Below are 22,344 nucleotides of genomic sequence, written 5' to 3'. Positions count from 1 at the left end.
ATAATAAAAACAAAAACCCTTTGAGAGGGGTCAGGAATATGGCAGTAACCATTAAGGATGTAGCAATGCTTGCGAATGTTGCTCCATCAACGGTTTCTAGAGTAATCGCAGACAGCTCTAGAATTAGTGAAGAAACGAAGCGTAAAGTGAAAAAAGCAATGGAGCAGCTTGGCTACCATCCGAATTTTAATGCAAGAAATCTAGCAAGCCAATCCACTAAGGTGTTGGGCCTTGTTATGCCGAGTTCTAAGGATGTTGGATTTCAAAATCCCTTTTTCCCTACAGTATTGCAGGGAATCAGCGAAGGAGCACAAGAGAAAAATTATGCCTTGCATATGTCAACGGGAAAATCAAAAAAAGAAGTGCTTGATGCCGTGATTCAAATGGTGCAAGGGAAAAGAGTTGACGGGGTTATACTTCTTTATTCTAATGTTGATGATCCGGTTATATCTTATCTTAAGGAGCAGAGGTTTCCTTTTGTTCTTATTGGGAAACCTTATACAGATATTGAGGAAATTACTCATGTTGATAATGATAACGTCCGTGCAGGGAAAGAAGCAACGGAGTATTTAATAGGCCATGGACACGAGAAAATTGGTTTTATCGGCGGAAGTGCAGAGCTTATGGTCACAGTCGATCGTATTGCGGGTTATCAACAAGCTTTGCAAAATGCTGATCTTACTATTATCAACGAATATATGATTCATGAAGAGTTTTTAAGAGAAGGTGGTCAAGGAGCTGTCCGTGAATTAATGGCACTTGAGCAGCCGCCTACAGCCCTGGTTGTGGCTGATGATTTTATGGCTTTAGGTGTTCTCAATAAACTGGATGAACTCGGAATTAAAGTACCAGATGACGTATCTATTGTCAGCTTTAATAATGTGCTGCTTGCAGAATTGGCGAGACCGCCTCTGACCTCAGTGGATATCAATATATTTGAACTTGGCTATCAGGCATCGAAAAATTTAATCGTTATGGTGGAAAACAACAATGAGCCTACTAAACGCTTAATCATTTCTCATCAAATAATTGAACGTTCATCATGCACAAAGCCAAATCCAGATGGGATTGGAAAGGACATAACATGAAAAAAATATGGTGGAAAGAAGCAGTTGCCTATCAAGTGTATCCCCGCAGCTTTATGGATTCGAACGGGGATGGAATAGGTGATATTCAAGGAATTATTTCTAAGTTAGATTATTTACAAGAGTTGGGAATTGATGTAATTTGGATTTGTCCAATGTATCAATCACCGAATGATGATAATGGGTATGACATTAGTGATTATCAAGAAACAATGAAGGAATTCGGGACCATGGCTGATTTTGACCAGCTGTTACATGAGACACACCAACGCGGCATGAAACTGATTCTAGATTTAGTGATCAATCATACGAGTGATGAGCACCAATGGTTTATTGAATCTCGCTCCGGTAAGGAAAGTCCAAAGCGGGACTGGTATATTTGGAGAGACGGTAAAGATGGGAAAGAGCCGAATAATTGGGAGAGTATTTTTGGCGGTTCTGCTTGGGAGTATGATAAAGAAACCGGCCAATACTTTTTGCATATTTTTTCGAAAAAGCAGCCCGATCTTAATTGGGAGAATAAAGAGGTTCGACAATCACTTTATGACATGGTGAATTGGTGGCTTGATAAAGGTATCGACGGATTCCGTGTAGATGCTATCAGCCATATTAAAAAAGAAGATGGACTAGAGGACATGCCAAATCCTAAAGGGTTAAACTATGTTCCTTGTTTTGATAAGATGATGAATGTTGATGGAATTCATACGTTTTTGGAAGAGTTAAAGGAAGAGACTTTCTCGAAATATGACATCATGACTGTAGGCGAAGCGAATGGTGTAACGGTAGACGATGCAGCTGATGTTGATCAGTGGGTCGGAGAAAAGCACGGTAAATTCAATATGGTTTTTCAATTTGAGCACCTTAATCTTTGGGATGCAGAAGTGAAAAAAGAACTTAATATTATTGAACTGAAAGATGTTTTATCTCGCTGGCAGAAGGGGCTTGAAGGTAAAGGCTGGAATGCCCTGTTCATTGAAAATCATGATAAGGCTCGTGTGGTCTCCACTTGGGGGAATGACAAGGAATACTGGCGCGAAAGTGCAACAGCGTTTGCAGCCATTTATTTCTTGATGCAGGGTACACCTTTCATTTACCAAGGACAAGAAATTGGTATGACAAATGTCCAATTTGATTCTATTGATGACTATAATGATGTTTCTGCAAAGAATATGTACCGTTTGAAAAAAGCAGAAGGAGTTTCCCATGAAGAAATCATGGAAGTAATTTGGGCTTCAGGCCGTGATAATTCTCGGACTCCAATGCAATGGTCAGATGAAGTAAATGCTGGTTTCTCTACAGGCAGTCCATGGATTAAAGTGAACCCAAATTATAAAAGTATTAATGTTGAATCCCAGAAAAAAGATGAGACATCTATACTGAATTTTTACAAAAAGATGATTCAGTTAAAAAAGGATAATGAAGTGTTTACCTATGGCACTTATGATTTGCTGTTGGCTGAAGATCCACAGATTTACGCTTACACTAGAACGTTAAACCAGCATAAGGTACTGGTTATAGCAAACCTTTCTGTAAAACCGGTTAAGGTTAAAGGTATTAGTGTAGGTATTCACAATCTTATTTTAAGTAACTATGATGTGAATGAGCAAGAAACGACAGTTAACTTGCAGCCATATGAGGCGCGAGTATATCGAATGAAATAGCTTAACAAAACGAAGGACGATTTCAATATTGAAATCGTCCTCAGATTGTCGAGAAAGGGTATTTTTCTCGGCAATTTTATATTTTATCAGAGTCTAACCTACGAGTTTTAAAAAAATTCGTGCCTGCTCAATGGCCTGTTGATTTCCACTCCAGGTGCTTCGCTTTCCGCGAGGAGGCTCGACTTCCTCCCCGCGGAAAGCAAGCACCTGTAGCGGAAAGGAACGGTCCATTTGTATACAAAAAACAACATTCTATTAGAGAAGAACCAAAATTACGTATGACTCTATTATATCGGAATGTTGATATCACCGTGTAGGAAGAATAAACGGCAAATAGTAATTTCACAAAGAATTCTAATTGTTCTTTTTGGGGTGAAAGTTCTTCAAGAAATTCGTTATTAAAAAGTATTGTGATTATAGTTATGCTGTGTTAATATAAATTCATTCACTTAATGCAAACGTTTTCGTAAATTTTTATATTGGTAAATTGGTGTGAATTACTAGATTTATATAGGATTCCCAATTTATTTTATAATATTACTAGTTTTGAAAACGGTTACTCTAGGTGGCTGTGCATAAATTTATGCAAACGAATTCATAGTAAAAAATGAATTAAAGACTTTCATTTTAGGAGGAAAAAAGAATGAAGAGTAAAAAGTTTTATGCGGGAATTCTATCAACACTTTTAGCATCTAGTGTTGTATTAGGAGGATGTGCAGCTGGTGATGAAAAAGACAAAGCAGATTCAGGGGATAAGGTAACAGTTGATGTTTTTCAATTTAAGGTCGAGTTTAAAAACCAATTTGAAGAACTTGTAAAGAAGTATGAAGATGAAAACCCTGGTGTAGATATTAATGTAAAAACAGTCGGCGGCGGTAATGACTATGGTGCATCATTAAAGTCAGCATTTTCAGCTGGAGATGAACCGGACATTTTTAACGTAGGCGGTCCGTCAGATGTTGAAGATTATAGAGAATGGCTGGCAGATATGTCAGAAACCAAAGCAGCACAGGCAGCTTTAGAAGGTACACTTGATAGTGTTAAGGATGGCGAAGAGACTCTTGGATTACCATTTAACCAAGAAGGTTACGGATATATTTACAATAAAAAAGTTTTTAAAGATGCAGGTATAGACCCAGCAGCAATTAAAACATATGAAGATTTAGAAAAAGCAGTTAAAACATTAGACAGCAAAAAGAAAGAGCTTGGTCTGGATGCAGTATTCGCGCTAGCGGCTAAAGAAACATGGGTAATCGGTAATCACTTAGCGAACGTTTACATGGCTCCTGATTTCAACCATAGTGTACTAGAAGCATTTAATGCAAAATCAGCACCATTCACAAAATCAGAAGAATTAAAGAGAATGCTTGACCTGCAAGCTAAGTACTCTGTACAGCCTGTATTAAGCCTAGACTATTCTCAACAAGTTGAGCAATTATTCTCATTAGGAAAAGTTGCGATGATTCAGCAAGGAAACTGGACTTATAACTCTATCTTAGATATCGATCCAGAACACGCTGAAAACAATATTGGTATGATTCCAATTCCTGTTGAAGGATTTGAAGGAAAACTTCCTGTAGGCGTTCCAATGTACTGGGCAGTAAACAAGAAGAGTGATGAAAAAGTAGTACAAGCTTCTAAGGACTTCTTAGATTGGATGTATACATCTGATACAGGTAAGACAGCTGTAATGGAAGACTTTAAATTTATCCCTGCATACGAAGGTTATGATACATCGAAGATTGCTGATCCACTTTCACAGGAAATTTACAAATATTCTTCTGAAGGCAACACAATTGGCTGGGTATTCTTAGGATCACCTATCGGTTGGCAAGAAGAAGTATTAGCTGTTAACATGCAGAAATATTTAAGCGGCGAAGGTTCTTGGGAAGAGGCAATAAAAACGGCTCAAGAATCTTGGGAAAAATCACGTCAATAATCTAGGCTCATGAGTTGATTGTATTTTCTAAAATTGATTGAACAAGCTAGTAATGGAATATATAAGCTAACGGAGCACAACCTTAATGCCCGTTAGCTTCTTTAAAAAAAACGTTTTTATCTGGTTTGTTAGAGGATGAATCAGCTTTTAAAAGTACTTTTTTAAAATACTGCCGACATACATATGTCGGGAAATGTATCGGGGGGTTTTAGGTGAGAAATCGGGATATATCGTTTTGGATTTTTGTGACACCGGTTCTTTTAGCTTTAGGGCTAGTGGTCATCATCCCATTACTCTATGGATTTGTTTATTCCTTCACAAATTGGAATGGTCTTAACGCTGACGAGTTTTTAGGTTTTGGTAACTATATTGATTTATTTAAGGAAGAAGAATTCAGAGCTTCCCTATGGTTTACGATTAAATTTGCGGTTGTATCGGTTATTTTACTAAATGTCCTAGGTATGGGACTCGCTTTACTTGTTACACAAGGGCTCAAATCAAGCAACTTCTTAAGAACGGTTTTCTTTATGCCTAACTTAATCGGCGGTCTTATTCTAGGATTTATTTGGCAGTTTATTTTTGTCAGTGCCTTTAGCAGTATCGGTGATTTGCTGGGAATTGAAGGTTTGAAGGGCTGGTTATCTACCACAGAAACAGGCTTTTGGGGACTTGTCATTCTTAATTGCTGGCAATGGGCTGGATACATTATGATTATTTACATTGCCTATTTGGAGAATATACCGGGTGACTTACTTGAAGCAGCAGAAATTGATGGGGCCAATAGCTTCCAACGATTCAAAAACATCATCTTCCCATTAGTAGCTCCTGCATTTACAGTAAGTATGTTTTTAACAGTATCTCACTCCTTTAAAATATATGATCAAAACCTATCATTAACAGGCGGCGGTCCGTTTAACTCCACACAGATGGTAGCGATGGAAATTTATAAAACGGCCTTTAATGAAAACCAAATGGCTTTAGCACAATCAAAAGGGGTTATCTTCCTTATCCTTGTAGCAGCCGTAGCGTTAACACAGGTTTACTATAACAAGAAACGGGAGGTCGACTTGTAATGCAGCAAAAGAAAAGAAGTCGTTTTTTATTCGAGATTTTCGGCCTTCTATTAGCTATACTTTGGTTATCACCCTTTTACTTAATGCTTGTTAACGCCTTTAAAACAAAACGGGAGATTTTTACAGATGTACTTGGGATGCCAGATGAATTTACCTCAGATAACTTTGTTGAAGCTTTTGATCATTTAGATTTTATTAGCTCTCTCATTAACTCCCTTCTTATTTCAATTTTAGGTGTAGGGGTTATTATCCTGTTTTCATCGATGGCAGGCTATGCTTTAGCAAGAAATAAAAGTAAACTGAGTGGTATTATCTTTTTCCTTTTTGTTGGTGCGATGCTTATTCCTTTCCAATCCGTAATGATTCCCCTTGTCTCGATCTTCGGTCAAGCTGAAATGCTAAATCGAGTTGGTTTAATCTTTATGTATTTAGGATTTGGAAGCAGTCTTTCCATATTCTTATATCATGGCGCTATGACAGGTATTTCTAATTCACTAGATGAAGCTGCATACATTGATGGTGCGAACAAATTCCAGGTGTTTTGGCATATTATTTTCCCATTGTTAAAACCAATTTCAGTTACCGTTGGAATTCTAAATGTAATCTGGATTTGGAATGACTTCTTATTGCCATCACTTGTACTAAAAGAAGAGTCAGCGACGATTCCTTTAAAGATGTTCTTCTTCTTTGGACAATTTACAAAGCAATGGCATTTAGCATTAGCTGGATTGACAATTGCTATTATTCCAGTCATTATCGCTTACTTCTTTGCACAAAAACAAATTATTAAAGGTGTTTCTGAAGGGGCTGTCAAATAGTAACTATAATAGGGGAACGGTACATGGTGTTCTTTTTGAAAAGATAAAATGAACAACTTAGAGAAGAGAGAATGTTTATCCCTATCTTCATTGACAATAAAAGGGGAGAATAGAAATGTCGATCACAATTAAGGATGTTGCAAAAAAAGCGAATGTGGCACCCTCTACCGTTTCACGTGTTATGTCTGATAGTCCAAATATTAGTGAAAAAACGAAACGGAAAGTTCGAAAAGTTATGGAAGAAATGGGCTATCATCTTAATCTTAATGCCAGAACTCTTGTCCAAAAATCAACGCAGACAATTGGGATTGTCATGAAGAATTCAACAAGCCAATCTCTTCTTAATCCTGTTTTTCCTGAAGTGTTAAGTGGAATAAGTGCTTATTGCCATAAACAAGGATATAGTATGCTGCTTACCACGGGGGAGACAGAGGAAGACATTTTTGTGGATACGGAAAAAATGGTCCAAGGGAAAAGAGTGGACGGAGTTATTGTATTATATTCAAAAAAGGACGATCAAGTGGTCCCCTTTCTCATGAGCTCCGGAATTCCTTTTGCCGTTATCGGAAAACCTGTATTCGATTCTAATAAAATTATGTATGTTGATAATGATAATATACAAGCCGCAAAGGATGCCACTGATTATGTAATAAAACGTGGGCATCAGCGGATTGGATTTATTGGTGGAGATCCAAGGTTTGAAGTAACACAAGCGAGATTAAGCGGATATAAAGAGGCAGTAAGAGAGAGTAATTTGGAAATTCATGATGATTATATAAAGAATTTTTCTTACGATCGGGAGCTGGGTACACTAGCGATTGATGAATTGTTGAATTTAACTGAACCTCCAACCGCAATCGTCATTACAGATGATTTAAATGCACTAATTGTAGTATTAGCATTAAAAGAACGCAATATTAAGGTTCCTGATGATATAAGTATTGTGAGCTTTAACAATACGATGATTTCAAGACTATCAACCCCTCCTTTGACTTCGGTAGATATCCAAACCTTTCAATTGGGGTATGAATCAGCGCGATGCCTGATTGAACAGATAAAAGAACCAGAAACGATAAATAAAAGAATTATTATTCCTGCACTTATTGTGGAAAGAGAATCATGTATAGGGTATGGACAATGAAGAAGCCTCTATTTAAATTAAAAGAGGCATTCGTGCACAAAATAGTGCAAACGTTTGCCTTGCATAAAATTTTTTTAATATAAGGAGAGAACATATATGAAGGTATTAGTATGGAATGAAAACCGACATGAAAAAACAAATCAAGTGGTTGCAGAAAATTACCCAAACGGGATCCATGGTACAATTGCCGAATTTTTAAAAGAAGACCAAATTACAGTTAAAACCGCAACGTTAGATGAACCTGAACACGGTTTAACGGATGAAGTATTAAATGAAACAGATGTGTTAGTATGGTGGGGACATAAAGCACATGAAGACGTTAAGGATGAGATTGTTGAAAAAGTTCACAAAAGAGTTCTAGAAGGTATGGGGTTAGTTGTCTTGCACTCAGGGCATTTCTCCAAGATTTTCAAAAAGTTAATGGGTACTGGATGTGACCTTAAGTGGCGTGAGGCTGGTGAAAAAGAGCGTCTTTGGGTTGTAGATCCAACACATCCAATTGCAGAAGGACTTGGACAATATATAGAATTAGAGCAGGAAGAAATGTATGGTGAGCATTTTGACATTCCAACACCAGACGAACTTATTTTTGTAAGCTGGTTTGAAGGTGGAGAGGTATTCCGCAGCGGCTGCACGTTCAAACGCGGGCAAGGTAAAATTTTCTACTTCCGCCCTGGACATGAGACATATAAGACTTATCATAATGCAGAAATTCAGAGAGTAATTAAAAACGGTGTAAACTGGGCAAGGCCTTCTAAAACTGCTGTCCCTGTATACGGAAATTCAAAGCCATTAGAAAAAATCTCAGAAAAGGCAAATGTTTAAATTTAAGCGGAGCTAAAAGGAGAGAGAGACCTATGTCATTGAAAGTTGCTGTTATTGGTTGTGGGAGTATTGCAAGACACCGCCATTTAGTCGAATACGATTCTCATCCAGCTGTAGAAATCACTGCAGTTTGTGATATTGTTGAAAATCGTGCAAATGAAATGGCAAAAAAATATAATGCAAAAGCATACACAAGTTATGAGGAATTATTTGCAAATGAAAAGATAGACGCAGTAAGTGTTTGTCTTCCGAATGCACTTCACGCACCCGTATCGATTGCTGCATTAACCGCAGGATGCCATGTTTTATGTGAAAAACCGATGGCAACTTCGAGAGAAGAAGCGGATCAGATGATTGAAGCCGCAAAGAAAAATAATAAAAAATTAATGATTGCACATAATCAACGATTTGTCCCTTCACATGTTAAAGCAAGAAAGTTAATCGAAGATGGTGAAGCGGGAAAAATTTACAGCTTTAGAACAGCTTTTGGTCACGGCGGTCCTGAAGGCTGGAGTGCAGATGGGAAAGAAAGCTGGTTCTTTAAAAAGGAACAAGCCTTTATTGGTGCAATGGGTGACTTGGGTGTCCATAAAGCCGATCTTCTTCGTTATTTGTTAGGAGAAGAATTTGTTGAAGTTGCCAGCTTTGTTGAAACAAGTGCAAAAGAAGGCTCTGATGTAGATGACAATGCTGTTTTCATTCTAAAATCAGAGAGCGGAATAATTGGCACGCTTGCCGCTAGCTGGGCTTACACGGCGGGTGAAGATAATTCAACTATTATTTATGGTGAAAATGCCATCTTACGTCTAGAAGATGATCCAAATTATTCCTTGATTGTTCAATATAAAAATGGTGAAGTCGTCCGTTACGAATTAGGGAAGATTCAGTCTAATGATGAGGGCGGACAAAAGAATACTCATGTGATTGAAAACTTTGTTCATGCGATTGAAACGAACACTGAACCTCCTATTAGTGGTGAGGAAGGCAAAAAGTCATTAGAAGTGATTATTGCAGCGATCGAGTCAAATGAATCCAAGCAAATTACAAAGGTTAGTAAGGTGTAAGCATGAGTAAGATAAGAATGGGAATCATCGGGGTCGGAGGAATCGCCCAGATTAGACATATTCCTGTATATTTAAAAATGGCAGATAAAGTGACAATCACTGCGGTCAGTGATTTAAATGTGAGCAGGGCTCAAGAAGTTGCTGAGAAGAATGGCATCCCGCATGTATTTACGGATTATCGACAAATGTTTGATTTAGTAGATGCTGTTACCATTTGTACACCTAATAAGTCCCATGCTGAAATTGTTACCGCTGCGCTTGAAGCGGGCATTCATGTCCTGTGTGAAAAACCAATGGCAATTACCACGGAAGAATGTGAAGCAATGATTGCGGCTTCCAAAAAAAATAATAAAGTTTTATCCATTGCCTATCATTATCGTCATAAAAAACAATCGCAAGCTGCAAAGGAAGCGATGGTTAATGGAGATGTAGGTGAGCCGCTTGTAACGAGAGTACAGGCATTAAGACGTAGAAAAGTACCTGGCTGGGGTGTTTTTACAAACAAAGAATTGCAGGGAGGCGGAAGTTTAATTGACTATGGCTGCCACCTTCTTGATTTAGCATTATGGTTATTAGGCGACCCAGAACCGGTGCAAGTAATCGGTAAATCCTATAACCGTTTAAGCAAAATGTCCAATCAGGTAAATGAATGGGGCTCATTCGATCCAAAAACATTCGATGTGGATGATCATGTGACAAGCTATATTACCTTTGAAAATGGATCATCGCTTTTATTTGAATGTTCATGGGCAGCAAATATAAAGGAAGATAAAGAGCATTTAAGTATTTCTGGAGTGAATGGCGGTATCAATGTATTTCCTTTTGAGCTGTATCAAGCTAAAAATGGAATGCTTTTAAATACAGAAGCAGCTGTCATCATTGGGGAAGAAGATGCAGGGGTCCCGCAAGCAGAAAACTTTATTGATGCGTGTCTGGGTATTGCTGAAATTGTAGTGAAGCCGGAAGAGGCATTAAAGGTAAACAAAATCATCGAATCGATTTATATTAGCAGCGAATCAGGGAAGAGTGTTCAATATAACAAATAGAATGGAGGTTGGCGGAATTGAAATTAGGCGTTTTTACCGTTTTATTTTCTAGCAAATCATTTGAGGATATGCTTGATCATGTCCAAGCTTCAGGTTTAAAAGCCGTTGAAATCGGAACTGGCTGTTATCCTGGAAATGCCCACTGTCCGTTAGAAGAATTACTTGAAAGTGAAGAAAAGCGAGCGGAATATCTTGAAAAAGTCCATTCCCGTGGTTTAACGATCAGTGCATTCAGCTGTCATGGAAACCCGATTTCACCTGACGAGCAATTTGCGAAAGAATCTCATGATACCTTAACCAAAACAATTAAGCTGGCAGCACTGATGAGTGTACCAGTAGTGAATACTTTTTCGGGAATACCTGGAGACCAGGAAGGAGCTAAGTTTCCTAACTGGCCTGTAACGCCATGGCCAAATGAGTATTCTGACCTTTTAACCTGGCAATGGGAGGAAAAACTAATCCCGTATTGGAAACAGCAAGGTGAGTTTGCTAAAGAAAATGGGGTAAAGATTGGCTTAGAGCTTCATGCAGGTTTCCTTGTTCACACCCCTTATACCATGTTGAAATTACGAGAAGCAACTTGTGATGCAATCGGCGCCAACCTTGATCCTAGTCATTTATGGTGGCAGGGAATTGATCCTGTTGCAGCGATAAAAATACTAGGCAAGGAAAATGCCATCCATCATTTCCATGCGAAAGATACATACATCGATCAAGAAAATGTAAATATGTATGGATTAACGGACATGCAACCATATTCGAACGTACAAACTCGTGCTTGGACTTTTCGTTCAGTAGGATATGGGCATAGTATTCAAGAGTGGTCAAATATCGTAAGTGCCCTTAAGACATATGGGTACGATTATGTGATCAGCATCGAGCATGAAGACCCAATCATGTCAATTGATGAAGGCTTCAGCCGGGCAGTGAAAAATTTAAAAAGCGTGATTATCGAAGAAACCCCAACCGATATATGGTGGGCTTAGGACCCCTATAAAAAAGTGCCTCCCTTTAAGTAAACTTGTGTTAAGACACGAGCCATCTATACTTAAAGGGATTTTTTTAAATTGTTGGGAGTAAAGGAGGAGGAAAATGAAAGGATCTTCTGATCTAATGGAGGGTTTATACCGCATATGTGAATGGATTATGAGATTTACTGTAATCAATTTATTATGGTTCCTATTTAATATTCCTATTGTTTTCATATTATTGACAATCATATTTGTTGAGCAAAAAGTGGTCTTGGTTGTTTTACTCCTGCCGCTTATCATTTTGCTGCCTGTATTATTTTTTCCGGCAACGACCGCGATGTTTGCTTCAGCAAGGGATTGGGTTATCCAGGAAGAGAGTACCTCTATTAGGCAATATTGGCGTTACTATAAAGAAAACTACAAAAAAAGTCTGCGTGGGGGTTTAGTCTTAACGGCAATCTGGACTTTCTGGGCAGTGGATTTCTACTATTTTAGTAAGGAAAATATTATCTTTATGGGCATTTTCCTATTAATAGGAATTGTATTATTTGTATTTTCCATCAACTTCTTTTCGATTATTGCTCATTATCACATGAAAGTAGTGCCTGCAATGAAAAATGCCTTACTGATTACATTTGGAAGTCCGGTACTATTCTTAACGATTCTCATTAGTAATAGCATCCTTTTATATTTCAGTTTAACTGTATTTTGGTTTTTGCTTCCTTTCTTTACTGGGTCATTAATTGCGTATTTATCATTTTCTGCATTTTATCGATTTTATCTAAAAGTACTATCAGCTTGAATTGGCAAAAATAATAGTAAGACACTCAAATCGAATTTGGGAGGCAAAATCTTGGAAAAAAAGTGGTGGAAGGAAAGTGTCGTCTATCAAATATATCCGCGAAGCTTTAAGGATAGTAATGGCGATGGCATTGGCGATATAAAAGGAATCATTGAAAAATTAGATTACTTATATGAGTTGGGGATAGATGTGATTTGGCTTTCTCCCGTATATGAGTCTCCAAATGATGATGGTGGTTATGATATTAGTGACTATCAAGCCATTATGGATGAGTTTGGTACCATTGAAGATTGGGAAACTATGCTTAGTGAGATACATAAAAGAGAAATGAAGCTGATGATGGATTTGGTTGTAAACCATACATCGGATGAACACAAATGGTTTATCGAATCAAGGCAATCAAAGGACAATCCCTACCGTGATTATTATATTTGGAGACCAGGTGAAAAAGGGGAGGAGCCGAGTAACTGGCAATCCTTTTTTAGCGGATCTACTTGGCAATATGACCAAGTTTCGGATGAATATTATCTTCACTTATTTAGCAAAAAACAGCCTGATTTGAACTGGGAAAATCCAAAGCTGCGCCAAGAAATTTATGACATGATGACCTGGTGGTTAGAAAAGGGGATTGATGGTTTCCGTATGGATGTCATCAATGTGATTTCTAAAGACTCAAATTTTCCTGACGTTGAAGAAAGAAACCGTAAAGGAAAATACCAGTGGGCAGGGAAATATTTCGTCAATGGACCGAGAATTCATGAATACCTTCGGGAAATGAAAGAAAAAGTGTTATCTAAGTATGACATTTTGACTGTAGGAGAAATGCCTGAAGTTAATCCTGAGGACGCACTGAAATATACAGATCAAAACGATGGAACCTTAAACATGGTCTTCCAGTTTGAACATATGAGAGTCGATGCTAAAAATAATATAAAATGGGATGTAAAACCTTTTGACTTAAAAGAGTTAAAGCAGATCATGACAAAATGGCAAAAGGTTCTCGAAGGTAAGGCCTGGAATAGTTTATATTTAAGCAATCATGATCAGGCTCGTCCTGTTTCTCGTTTTGGTAATGATCAAGAGTATCGGGTGGAATCAGCAAAAATGCTCGGAACATGGCTGCATATGATGCAGGGGACTCCATATATTTATCAAGGAGAAGAAATTGGGATGACCAATTTAAGATTCCCAGCGATTGATGATCATCGTTGTATTGAAACGTTAAACATGTATAAGGATGCTACGGAGAATCAAGGGAAAAACCCAGAAGATGTTATGAACGCTATTTATGCAAAAAGCCGCGATAATGCTAGAACGCCAATGCAATGGGATGATTCCGGCCAAGCTGGCTTTACAACTGGGGAGCCTTGGTTGATGGTGAATCCAAATTATCGGGAAATTAATGCTGAAAAGGCTATTTCTGACCCAAATTCAATCTATCATTATTATAAAAAATTGATTCAGTTAAGAAAAGCATATCCAATTATTGTGTATGGGAAATATGATTTACTATATGCAGACCACGAAAAAATAGCTGCCTATACAAGGACATTAAAAAATGAAATGTTACTTGTTGTTACGAATTTTAGTTCGGAACAGCCTGTTTTTATTCTGCCTGAAACCATTACATATAAATCCCATGATTTATTAATTGGTAATTATGTTATAGAAAGTAATGAAAATATCAAAAGTTTTCAATTGAAACCGTATGAAGCCAGAGTTTATTTATTACGGTCATAAGCGGAACTTTATGACATGGTGAATGGGCGGCTTGATAACCAGCAAAAGTAAAATAAGCGGATATTTGAGACTGTCGATTAATTATGCAAGTGAAATTCAGCAACTCCAATTTGATGAAATTGTGACCAAATATTTGCTTTTTTAGCTACTTTTTATAGTTTTTTATATCTATTTAGGTAGAAAATAGTTGGAATCTTCGTTTTCTAAAAGGTTAAATGAGTTAATCGACAGTCTCATATCACCGTCTATTTATCAGATCGGATGGTTAACCTCATCCCCCAACTGATATGAGCGAACCACCTTGACTGGAAGCAGGAATCAGTACCATTTAAGTCGATTTAATTTAAAACTGCTTTCGTAAGCCGTTCCCACGGTTTGCTTAGCCAGCGTTTTAAGGCGAAACACCCGCGCAGCCACTCATCTGCCCCTTGGGCAAGCCATATGCCTAGAAGTCCCAAACCATAGTGAATGCCTAGGAAATAACTAAGTGATACTGCTATTCCCCACATTGAAATAATGCCAATAATAACGGGAAAACGAACATCTCCTGCAGACTTTAATGAACTCATTAAGACGATATTCATAGCTCTTCCGGGCTCAACGAAAACTATGGCCCATAGAACAGGGAGTCCAACCATAATAATGGCAGGGTCCTCTGTGAATACTCTTAAGACGAAGTCTCCTCCAAAAGCGATAATGAGTGATACGAAGGTGGAAGCAAACATAGCGATCTTCAGAGTTTGAATTCCTCGTTTTAAGGCGCGATCGTATTGTTTCCCGCCAATATAACGTGCTACCAAAAGCTGAGTTCCTTGAGCAATCGCGACTGTGAACAAAAAGCAAAGCATGCTGATATTTAAAATATATACTCTACCAGCCAAAGAGGCTGTACCCATTGTAACCACAAAGCTAGTAATAACTACTTGAGATAATTGGTAGGAAAGATTTTCTCCAGCTGAAGGAATTCCAATCTCGAGCAATTCCCGGATATCTTGTTTTTTTGCGTTGAAGATGTCCTTGATGACGATTTTTAAAGAAAGTCTGTTATATAGCAAATACAATAGAGCACAAACAGCATAGGCTCGAGCTGCAAAGATAGCCCAGGATACACCCGTCACACCTGTAATTGGCAGACCTAAGATTCCGGTTGTCGCAATAATATTCCCGCCAATACTGATTAAATTCATAACAACAGTAACCATCATAGATTCCTTCGTGTATCCATAACTGCGAAGGATTGCACTGAAAGCCAGAGAGAGTGATTCGAAAAAGAGTGAAAGTGCACATATTTGTACAAAGGTAAGTCCGTAGTCGAAAACCGGACCATGAACATCGTACAAACGAAGCATCGGCTCTCCTAAAATAAAAACAACAATAGCAATGCATATTCCAAACCAGAAATTCAATCCAAATACGGAATAGGATAATTGTCTTGCACGTTGAAGTTTTCCTGCACCAAGATTCTGGCTGATTAGAACAGTTGCCCCAATAGATGTGACATTAAAAACTAAAATAAAAATATTTAGCAGTTGGTTAGCGACTCCAACACCCGCTACTGCTTGGTCAGAGTATTGACTTAACATCAGTGTAGCCACAATACCCAACCCCATATGAAGAGATAGTTCAATAAAGAGCGGCCAGGTAATACTGAAAAGAGTCTGTTCTTGATAGGTGTTTTTTTGTTCCTCCACGATTTTCTCCTAGCGGTTTTAATTAATAATGTTTTATTTTACTCCTTTAAGGGTGATATAGGAATAGGAAATTAAGGTTGAAAGTTTTTTTCAAAAAAGGGAACACATATGGAAAAAATATAAGATTGTTATCAAGCTTTGAATTTGCTATTTTTAAACTATAACAATACTAAAATGGGGGACAAATATGGTTACAAAAAGAATTTTATACAGGTTTTTGTTAATCCACATTGTTGGCTTATTTGTCCTTTTACAATTTATAGATTTAATGAATCCAGACCTTTTTCATTCTTTTAAAACAGTAAGTAATAGTGCTTCAGTTATTTCGATCGCTGCCATCGGTTTCCTATTTTTTTTAGTTAAAGAATTCGATAAGAAAGCCGATGAATTTACTAAAAACCAGCAGAAAATGAAAAATATATTTGATACGCTGGATGTTGCCATCTGGTCCCATGACTTAAAGTCAGACACCTTATTAATCACTCCTGGAATAGAAAAACTATATGGATATAAGCTGGATGATTTTTATGAAAATACGAATCTTTGGAAAGAAGTTATTTATCCGGAGGATTTGTCTGTTTTAAAGGAAAGGGAAAGGAAACTTGCAGTTGGAGAAGCAGCTACTAGCCAATATCGTATTATTCGCCCTGATGGTGAAGTGCGCTGGATACAGGACAGAGGGATACCAACCTTTGACCAAAAAGGAGACTTTGTTGATTTTACAAGTGTGTTATTCGATATTACAGATCGGAAAGAAAGCGAAGGACTCTATCAAAGCCTAGTTGAAATGTCACCTGATATTATTGCTGTCGTTTATGATGGGAAAATTGAATATATAAATGAGGCGGGCTGCAAATTAATTGGTGCTGAAAGTCAGGAGCAGGTGATTGGGCAATCAGCTAGGAATTTTGCTCCTTCGCATATTACTGACTTAATTAAAAGTAAAGTATTCGCAGCTGAAAAAGTAGAAAATGAGCGACTTAGGCTTGAATTCCAGGTTAGGCGAACTGACGGTGAAAGCATTGATGTGGAGATGGCTGCAAGGTCTATTTTATATGAAGGCAGATTTGCCGTTCAGGTAGTGGGCAGAGATATTACCCATAGGAAGAAATCGGAACAAACGATTAAATACATGGCCTATTATGACTCATTAACAGGATTGCCAAATCGAAATCAGTTCAGGAACCACCTTTACGAAGTATTACGTCATCAACAGGAAAAGATGCACGCAGTGCTATTCTTAGATTTAGATCGCTTTAAAATTATCAATGATACAAAAGGTCACTCAGTTGGGGACATTATTCTCCAAAAGGTAGCAGGTCGATTAGAAAAGGCAGTACAAAATGAAGGTCTAGTATCTCGCCAGGGCGGTGATGAATTTATTATCGTCCTTAAAGATATAGACAAGGAAAACACTTCACAGGTAGCTAAGCGAATTCTTAATGAATTTTCAAATCCATTTGAAGTAAATAGTGAAGAATTTTTTGTCACACCAAGTATTGGAATCAGTATCTATCCAATTGATGGAAGTGATGAGGAAACACTTATTAAAAATGCTGATACTGCTATGTACCAAGCAAAAGAACGTGGGAAAAATAATTACCAATTCTACTCCACTAACCTTGATGGAATTTCAACGTGGAAAATGAAATTAGAGAACTGGTTAAGAAGAGCAATGGAGCAGAAACAAATGACACTCCATTACCAACCGCAGTTGGATTTACGTACTGGAGAAATTGTTGGGGTGGAAGCATTAATTCGCTGGAATCACCCAGAATATGGATATATTGCGCCGTCTGAATTTATACCTCTTGCAGAAGAAACAGGACTGATTGTGCCATTAGGAAAATGGATACTAAGAGAGGCGTGTGAGCGGAGGAAGGCGTGGAAGGATGCGGGATATGGAGATTTTCCAATAGCGGTTAACGTGTCTGTTCGACAATTTCAGGATGAGCATTTTATCCAGTTTATTTCCGATACGCTGGAAGAAGTTGGATTAGAGGCGAATTATTTAGAACTCGAAATTACGGAAAGTCTTATGCAAAACCTAGAGAACTCTATCATCATTCTGAATCAATTAAAGGAGGTAGGTGTTCTCTTATCGGTGGATGACTTTGGTACGGGCTATTCCTCATTAAGCTATTTAAAACATCTTCCCATTGATAAAATAAAGATCGATAAATCCTTTGTTGATGACATAATCTCTCACTCAAATCAAGGAATGATGGTGAAAACGATTATTGACATGGGCGTGAATCTAAAATTCACAGTTATTGCAGAAGGTATCGAAACAGAAGAGCAGGTTAAGTTCTTAACACGGAATGCCTGTCAGATTGGACAAGGGTATTACTACAGTAAGCCGTTGTCTGCTGAGAAGCTGGAAGAATTTTTAATAAAAGGCAATGTTCCTATCGAATAGGATTTTGGCGGAACCCTCTGCCTCTTTTTTTTGCAAAAAAAGGACCTTCAGTTGAAGGTCTTTCAGTTTCCCCATTTCATGTGTACACTTAACGTACAGCAGGACAAGGGAGTGCTTGGATCCGGATGGGCGGTAAGCTCGAAGGTTATTCCGGTTGGCGTGTATTTTGTTTCCACAGGTACTTTAAGACCAATCGTTTTGATTAACTTATCTACTTCGGTTTTGTTTCCCTGCTGAGCAAAACTCATTAACTTAACATCAAAACCTTCATCACCTAACCGGTCCAACAGGATACTGCCTTGGTCCATTAATAGCCGATAGGATTTAATGGACTTCGTGAAAATATTTACATCCACCTGCGGATATTGCCTGGTTACTGGGGGATAAAAGTAGTAACCTGGGTAAGCAGGGTGCTGAGGATATGGTGGATAAGGATAGTGGTAATAGTACATTGTAACGCTCCTTCCATATTTAAAACACAAGGCAATATACGGTATGTATGTTGGACTTTTTTTGTTACAAGTAAAGAGCGCCTGGAGTTTGGCTCCAAGCGCTCTTTACAGTATTAGAAAATATGAACATTCCCGCTAGAAACGGAAACATTTATTTGATTCTTCCCGGAACCGTGTATTCCTTTTAAACTCTTTTTATCCGTTCCATTAGTGGTTAATGGAAAATCACTCGAAATATTTCCACTGCTCACTTCCCCATCTAGGTTGAAATCCGCATTATCAGGTAAATCTAGATTTACATTTCCTGAGCTAAGGTCAATCTCAATTGAATCATTAAGCTTATCCATTTGCATGGAGAACCTTCCAGAAGATACATCTGCTTTCAATGCACCTGTAAAGTGGTTAACCTCTAAATTTCCAGAGCTAAGGTCAAAGCTGCTTGATTTAGTCTTTAATGTATCCATTTTAACATTGCCTGAAGAACCATCGTGAGTAAACTCATTCACTTCTAAATGATCAATATTCACATTCCCAGAACCAATATCTAAAGAAAGTTCATCTAATTTCATCGATTGTCCGGAGAAATGCAGGCTGCCTGAGCCAATCTGAATCTCCATATCTCGGTTATAATCTTCAGGTATATAAACTTTAAGGTGTCTTTTTTCAGAGAAAGACAACCAATCAAACATTTTTCTTTTCGTTTCAACTACTATACTGCTGCCTTCTTCTTTCACAATGAGCGAGCCTTTCCCCGTTAAAATCGCCTTAACATCATCACGGTTCTCAGGAATAATGGTTGTTTTTACACCTGCCACATTAATATCAATGGATTCAATGTCATTTGATATCGCTGACCTCCCATCTTTACTGGCGTCAACTGCAAAACCATCAAATTGAAAAGACTGATTAAAAACAATATATAACCCGGTGATGATTAATAAAAGAATCACAATCCTCTTCATATAAATCCCTGCCCTTCATTTCTTATAGCTCTATCATAAGGGATTTAGAGTGAACCACCAATGAACCTGAGATTTAATTATTTCTAAGGCTTGAGACGTATTATGGCAGACAAAGTGGAAATCTTATTCGATTTCCGAACTATTAAAATTGTGATATTCTTTGTATTGGAGGTGTTAACCATGACATTAAAAAATATTACCCCTAAAGAACTTTATGAGAGAACAAAAGGTGAGGATCAGATTGTTCTTCTTGATGTTCGAGCAGTCGAAAAATATAAAGAATTCCATATCGAAGATCCCCAGGTGGTGAGCCTAAATATCCCGAAGACGGAAATATTCAATCTTGAAGAAGGTGCGGATCTTTCACATCTGTCAAAGGAACGCCCGGTTGTTGTTACTTGTACGACTGGAAACTCAGCGGCAAAGTGTGCAAAGATTCTTGACGGTCTCGGCTACCAAGTTGAAGTGTTAGAAGGCGGCCTCACCGCTTGGAAGGAATATAGAAAATAGCTTGGAGAGAAGCAATATGCTGCTGACGATAAATAAACAACTAGAAAAAATAATGCCTTTAATCACTCCTGCGAGTGTTGTATTGGGTGTAATACTTTCTGCCTATATAAAGGACTTTTCGTATTTAATCCCTTGGATATTTGCTTTTATGACCTTTTCTGGGAGCTTGAACTCGAATTTCAAATCATTATCAGATGTGGTACGCCATCCACTTCCGATCTTTGCTGCAATGATTTTATTACACATACACATGCCAATTTGGGCTTGGGGTGTCGGTCATATAACTTTCCAAGACGATATCTTTACCATTACCGGTATTGTGTTAGGAATGGCGATTCCAACTGGTATAACGAGCTTTATTTGGGTTTCGATTTATAAAGGAAATATCCCGTTGACTTTATCCATTATCTTAATCGATACGCTGCTTTCCCCGTTACTTGTTCCTTATTGTCTTTCATTATTAATAGGTGAAAAAATTGACATGGACATTGTCGGAATCATGCAAGGTTTAGTTGGAATGATCGTACTGCCTTCTATCCTTGGAATGCTGCTAAATCAATTTTTAAAAGGCAGTGTGACGAAAAAGCTGAGCGCGACTTTGGCCCCTTTTTCAAAAATCACTCTGGGAATTGTTGTCATGCTTAACGGTGCAGTCATTGCACCTTATTTAAGAAATATTAATTTAAAATTAATTAGTATCATTCTTGTGGTTTTTTTTATTGCGGCTACAGGTTATGTGTTCTCGTTCTTTATTGGTAAACTAATCAGAAGTGACCGAGATACTGTCGTATCTTTGACCTTCTCGGGCGGAATGAGAAATATTAGTGCTGGTGCTGTTATTGCGGTCACTTATTTTCCACCAGCAGTGGCAGTTCCAGTGGTTGTCGGTATGTTGTTCCAGCAGGTACTGGCTTCTTTTACAGGATATTTTTTAGCCCGTTATTATAACAAGAATACGATATATATAAAGCTTGAAGGTGTTAACAAGAACGAAGGAATTTGACACCTGAGGCACTTCAAATAGAAGTGTCTTTTTTTGATTGTAAAACTTTGATCTAGGGTAAAGTATATGAGGAAAATGAATTGACATGAAACCAAAAGGTTTTATATAATACAAGAAGTGAAACCAAATGGTTTTATATAAAAGATGAAGGTAGGAGAAATTCTTGCAAAATACATTACAAGATATTAAACAAACGCTAGTATTCAACGCACCTATTCAAAAGGTATGGGAACAGGTATCAACATCAGAGGGTATTGCAGCTTGGTTTATGCCAAATGACTTTAAACCAGAAGTAGGACATGAATTCCACATACAATCTCCTTTTGGTCCATCACCATGTAAAGTGACTGAATTTGACCCCCCTAATACGCTTTCGTTTACGTGGGACACAGATGGCTGGTTTTTAACGTTTATCTTAAAAGAAATAGACGGTAAAACAGAGTTTACCCTTATCCATGGCGGCTGGAAATCAGCAGATGAAATGGTTGGAAAAGCAGGAGAAAAAGCTTCTGTTATTCGTGATCGCATGTCTCAAGGCTGGACAGGCATCCTTGAAAACCTTCGTAAGCTTTTGGAGAGCTAAGTGTCAGCAACAAGCCAAAAGCATGATGTATTTCAAGCAATTGCTGATCCTACGCGGAGAGAGGTATTAAGACTGCTTGCGGAAAGGGAATTACCTATTTCAGAAATAACCTCTCATTTTCCGATAAGCAGAACGGCCGTTGCCAAGCATCTTCAGGTCCTTTCTGAAGCCGAGTTAGTCAGTGGAAGGAAGGTAGGAAGGGAAAAAATTTATCGTTTGCACCCAGAGCCGTTATCCGAGCTAAAAGACTGGCTGTCCTACTACGAAAAGTTTTGGGAAAACAAACTTTCGATCCTTAAACATATCGTTGAAAGCCCAAGCTTGAACGATATGAAATCAGATGAAACCGACAAGAATTAATGTCGGTTTTTTTTGTCGGATCTGGAGTGACCGAAGTGCATACAGAAAAAGCATTTGGGTAACTCCAAGGGATCTGGAGTGACCGAAGTGCATACAGAAAAAGCATTTGGGTAACTCCAAGGTAGAAATGCTAATTTAAATATGTACAATCATGCTTGAATAAAGATGTACAAAATTGATTGGTCAATTCATACTAATC

At 37.9% G+C, this 22,344-nt stretch carries 20 protein-coding genes; 17 read left to right on the top strand and 3 right to left on the bottom strand.

What is annotated here, in order from left to right; translation table 11 throughout:
• The first annotated feature begins 38 nt into the window (after nt 1-38).
• The 12 genes from MLOOGBEN_RS20700 to MLOOGBEN_RS20645 all read left to right on the top strand — a co-directional run bounded on the left by MLOOGBEN_RS20700 (nt 39) and on the right by MLOOGBEN_RS20645 (nt 14,165).
• Complete coding sequence (locus tag MLOOGBEN_RS20700) at nt 39-1,088, top strand: LacI family DNA-binding transcriptional regulator (protein ID WP_179160173.1); 1,050 nt, start codon at nt 39-41, stop codon at nt 1,086-1,088.
• Nucleotides 1,085-2,746 (top strand): glycoside hydrolase family 13 protein, encoded by a 1,662-nt coding sequence (locus MLOOGBEN_RS20695; RefSeq protein WP_179160172.1) that lies wholly within the window; start codon nt 1,085-1,087, stop codon nt 2,744-2,746. Before MLOOGBEN_RS20700 ends, MLOOGBEN_RS20695 begins: the two co-directional genes overlap by 4 nt.
• A 643-nt stretch (nt 2,747-3,389) precedes the next feature.
• Nucleotides 3,390-4,685, top strand: a complete 1,296-nt coding sequence (locus tag MLOOGBEN_RS20690; RefSeq protein ID WP_179160171.1) for an ABC transporter substrate-binding protein — start codon at nt 3,390-3,392, stop codon at nt 4,683-4,685.
• 212 nt (nt 4,686-4,897) lie between these two features.
• Nucleotides 4,898-5,758: a carbohydrate ABC transporter permease gene (locus MLOOGBEN_RS20685; protein ID WP_179160170.1), complete on the top strand. Its 861-nt coding sequence runs from the start codon at nt 4,898-4,900 to the stop codon at nt 5,756-5,758.
• Nucleotides 5,758-6,576: a carbohydrate ABC transporter permease gene (locus MLOOGBEN_RS20680; RefSeq protein ID WP_179160169.1), complete on the top strand. Its 819-nt coding sequence runs from the start codon at nt 5,758-5,760 to the stop codon at nt 6,574-6,576. Before MLOOGBEN_RS20685 ends, MLOOGBEN_RS20680 begins: the two co-directional genes overlap by 1 nt.
• A gap of 115 nt (nt 6,577-6,691) precedes the next feature.
• The gene (locus tag MLOOGBEN_RS20675; protein ID WP_179160168.1) at nt 6,692-7,717 is read left to right on the top strand and encodes a LacI family DNA-binding transcriptional regulator; all 1,026 of its coding nucleotides are present in this window, start codon (nt 6,692-6,694) and stop codon (nt 7,715-7,717) included.
• A gap of 96 nt (nt 7,718-7,813) precedes the next feature.
• Nucleotides 7,814-8,542: a ThuA domain-containing protein gene (locus MLOOGBEN_RS20670; RefSeq protein ID WP_179160167.1), complete on the top strand. Its 729-nt coding sequence runs from the start codon at nt 7,814-7,816 to the stop codon at nt 8,540-8,542.
• Between the two features lie 32 nt (nt 8,543-8,574).
• Nucleotides 8,575-9,606, top strand: coding sequence for a Gfo/Idh/MocA family protein (locus tag MLOOGBEN_RS20665; protein ID WP_179160166.1), 1,032 nt, complete (start codon nt 8,575-8,577; stop codon nt 9,604-9,606).
• Nucleotides 9,607-9,608: 2 nt separating this feature from the next.
• Nucleotides 9,609-10,652: a Gfo/Idh/MocA family protein gene (locus MLOOGBEN_RS20660; RefSeq protein ID WP_179160165.1), complete on the top strand. Its 1,044-nt coding sequence runs from the start codon at nt 9,609-9,611 to the stop codon at nt 10,650-10,652.
• Between the two features lie 17 nt (nt 10,653-10,669).
• Nucleotides 10,670-11,638 carry a sugar phosphate isomerase/epimerase family protein gene (locus MLOOGBEN_RS20655; RefSeq protein WP_179160164.1) on the top strand — a complete coding sequence of 323 codons (969 nt, stop codon included), beginning with the start codon at nt 10,670-10,672 and terminating at the stop codon, nt 11,636-11,638.
• A 106-nt stretch (nt 11,639-11,744) separates the two neighbouring features.
• Entirely contained in the window at nt 11,745-12,425 is a 681-nt protein-coding gene (locus MLOOGBEN_RS20650) for a YesL family protein (RefSeq protein WP_179160163.1), read from the top strand.
• A gap of 51 nt (nt 12,426-12,476) precedes the next feature.
• The gene (locus MLOOGBEN_RS20645) at nt 12,477-14,165 is read left to right on the top strand and encodes a glycoside hydrolase family 13 protein (RefSeq protein ID WP_179160162.1); all 1,689 of its coding nucleotides are present in this window, start codon (nt 12,477-12,479) and stop codon (nt 14,163-14,165) included.
• A 338-nt stretch (nt 14,166-14,503) separates the two neighbouring features.
• Here MLOOGBEN_RS20645 and MLOOGBEN_RS20640 read toward each other — a convergent pair whose 3' ends face one another.
• Nucleotides 14,504-15,856, bottom strand: coding sequence for an MATE family efflux transporter (locus tag MLOOGBEN_RS20640; protein WP_179160161.1), 1,353 nt, complete (start codon nt 15,854-15,856; stop codon nt 14,504-14,506).
• Between the two features lie 187 nt (nt 15,857-16,043).
• Between MLOOGBEN_RS20640 and MLOOGBEN_RS20635 the strand changes: the two genes are divergently transcribed.
• A complete protein-coding gene (locus MLOOGBEN_RS20635) occupies nt 16,044-18,275 on the top strand; it encodes a sensor domain-containing protein (RefSeq protein ID WP_179160160.1) in 2,232 nt (743 codons plus the stop codon).
• A 62-nt stretch (nt 18,276-18,337) separates the two neighbouring features.
• Here MLOOGBEN_RS20635 and MLOOGBEN_RS20630 read toward each other — a convergent pair whose 3' ends face one another.
• Nucleotides 18,338-18,727, bottom strand: a complete 390-nt coding sequence (locus MLOOGBEN_RS20630) for a YuzC family spore coat inner layer protein (protein WP_179160159.1) — start codon at nt 18,725-18,727, stop codon at nt 18,338-18,340.
• Nucleotides 18,728-18,840: 113 nt separating this feature from the next.
• Nucleotides 18,841-19,689 carry a LiaG family protein gene (liaG, locus tag MLOOGBEN_RS20625; protein WP_179160158.1) on the bottom strand — a complete coding sequence of 283 codons (849 nt, stop codon included), beginning with the start codon at nt 19,687-19,689 and terminating at the stop codon, nt 18,841-18,843.
• Nucleotides 19,690-19,869: 180 nt separating this feature from the next.
• On the opposite strand from liaG, the gene MLOOGBEN_RS20620 reads away from it, so the two are divergent.
• The 4 genes from MLOOGBEN_RS20620 to MLOOGBEN_RS20605 all read left to right on the top strand — a co-directional run bounded on the left by MLOOGBEN_RS20620 (nt 19,870) and on the right by MLOOGBEN_RS20605 (nt 22,145).
• Complete coding sequence (locus MLOOGBEN_RS20620; protein ID WP_179160157.1) at nt 19,870-20,199, top strand: rhodanese-like domain-containing protein; 330 nt, start codon at nt 19,870-19,872, stop codon at nt 20,197-20,199.
• A gap of 16 nt (nt 20,200-20,215) precedes the next feature.
• Nucleotides 20,216-21,202, top strand: coding sequence for a bile acid:sodium symporter family protein (locus MLOOGBEN_RS20615; protein WP_179160156.1), 987 nt, complete (start codon nt 20,216-20,218; stop codon nt 21,200-21,202).
• Nucleotides 21,203-21,365: 163 nt separating this feature from the next.
• A complete protein-coding gene (locus tag MLOOGBEN_RS20610; RefSeq protein ID WP_179160155.1) occupies nt 21,366-21,785 on the top strand; it encodes an SRPBCC family protein in 420 nt (139 codons plus the stop codon).
• Nucleotides 21,786-22,145, top strand: a complete 360-nt coding sequence (locus MLOOGBEN_RS20605) for an ArsR/SmtB family transcription factor (protein WP_179160154.1) — start codon at nt 21,786-21,788, stop codon at nt 22,143-22,145.
• The last annotated feature ends 199 nt before the right edge of the window (nt 22,146-22,344 follow it).

The sequence above is a fragment of the Bacillus sp. EB106-08-02-XG196 genome (assembly GCF_013396335.1).
Taxonomy (GTDB): Bacteria; Bacillota; Bacilli; order Bacillales; family Cytobacillaceae; genus Neobacillus.
Note: the sequence above shows the minus strand (reverse complement) of the source record. Positions and strands in the feature narration are given on the sequence as shown.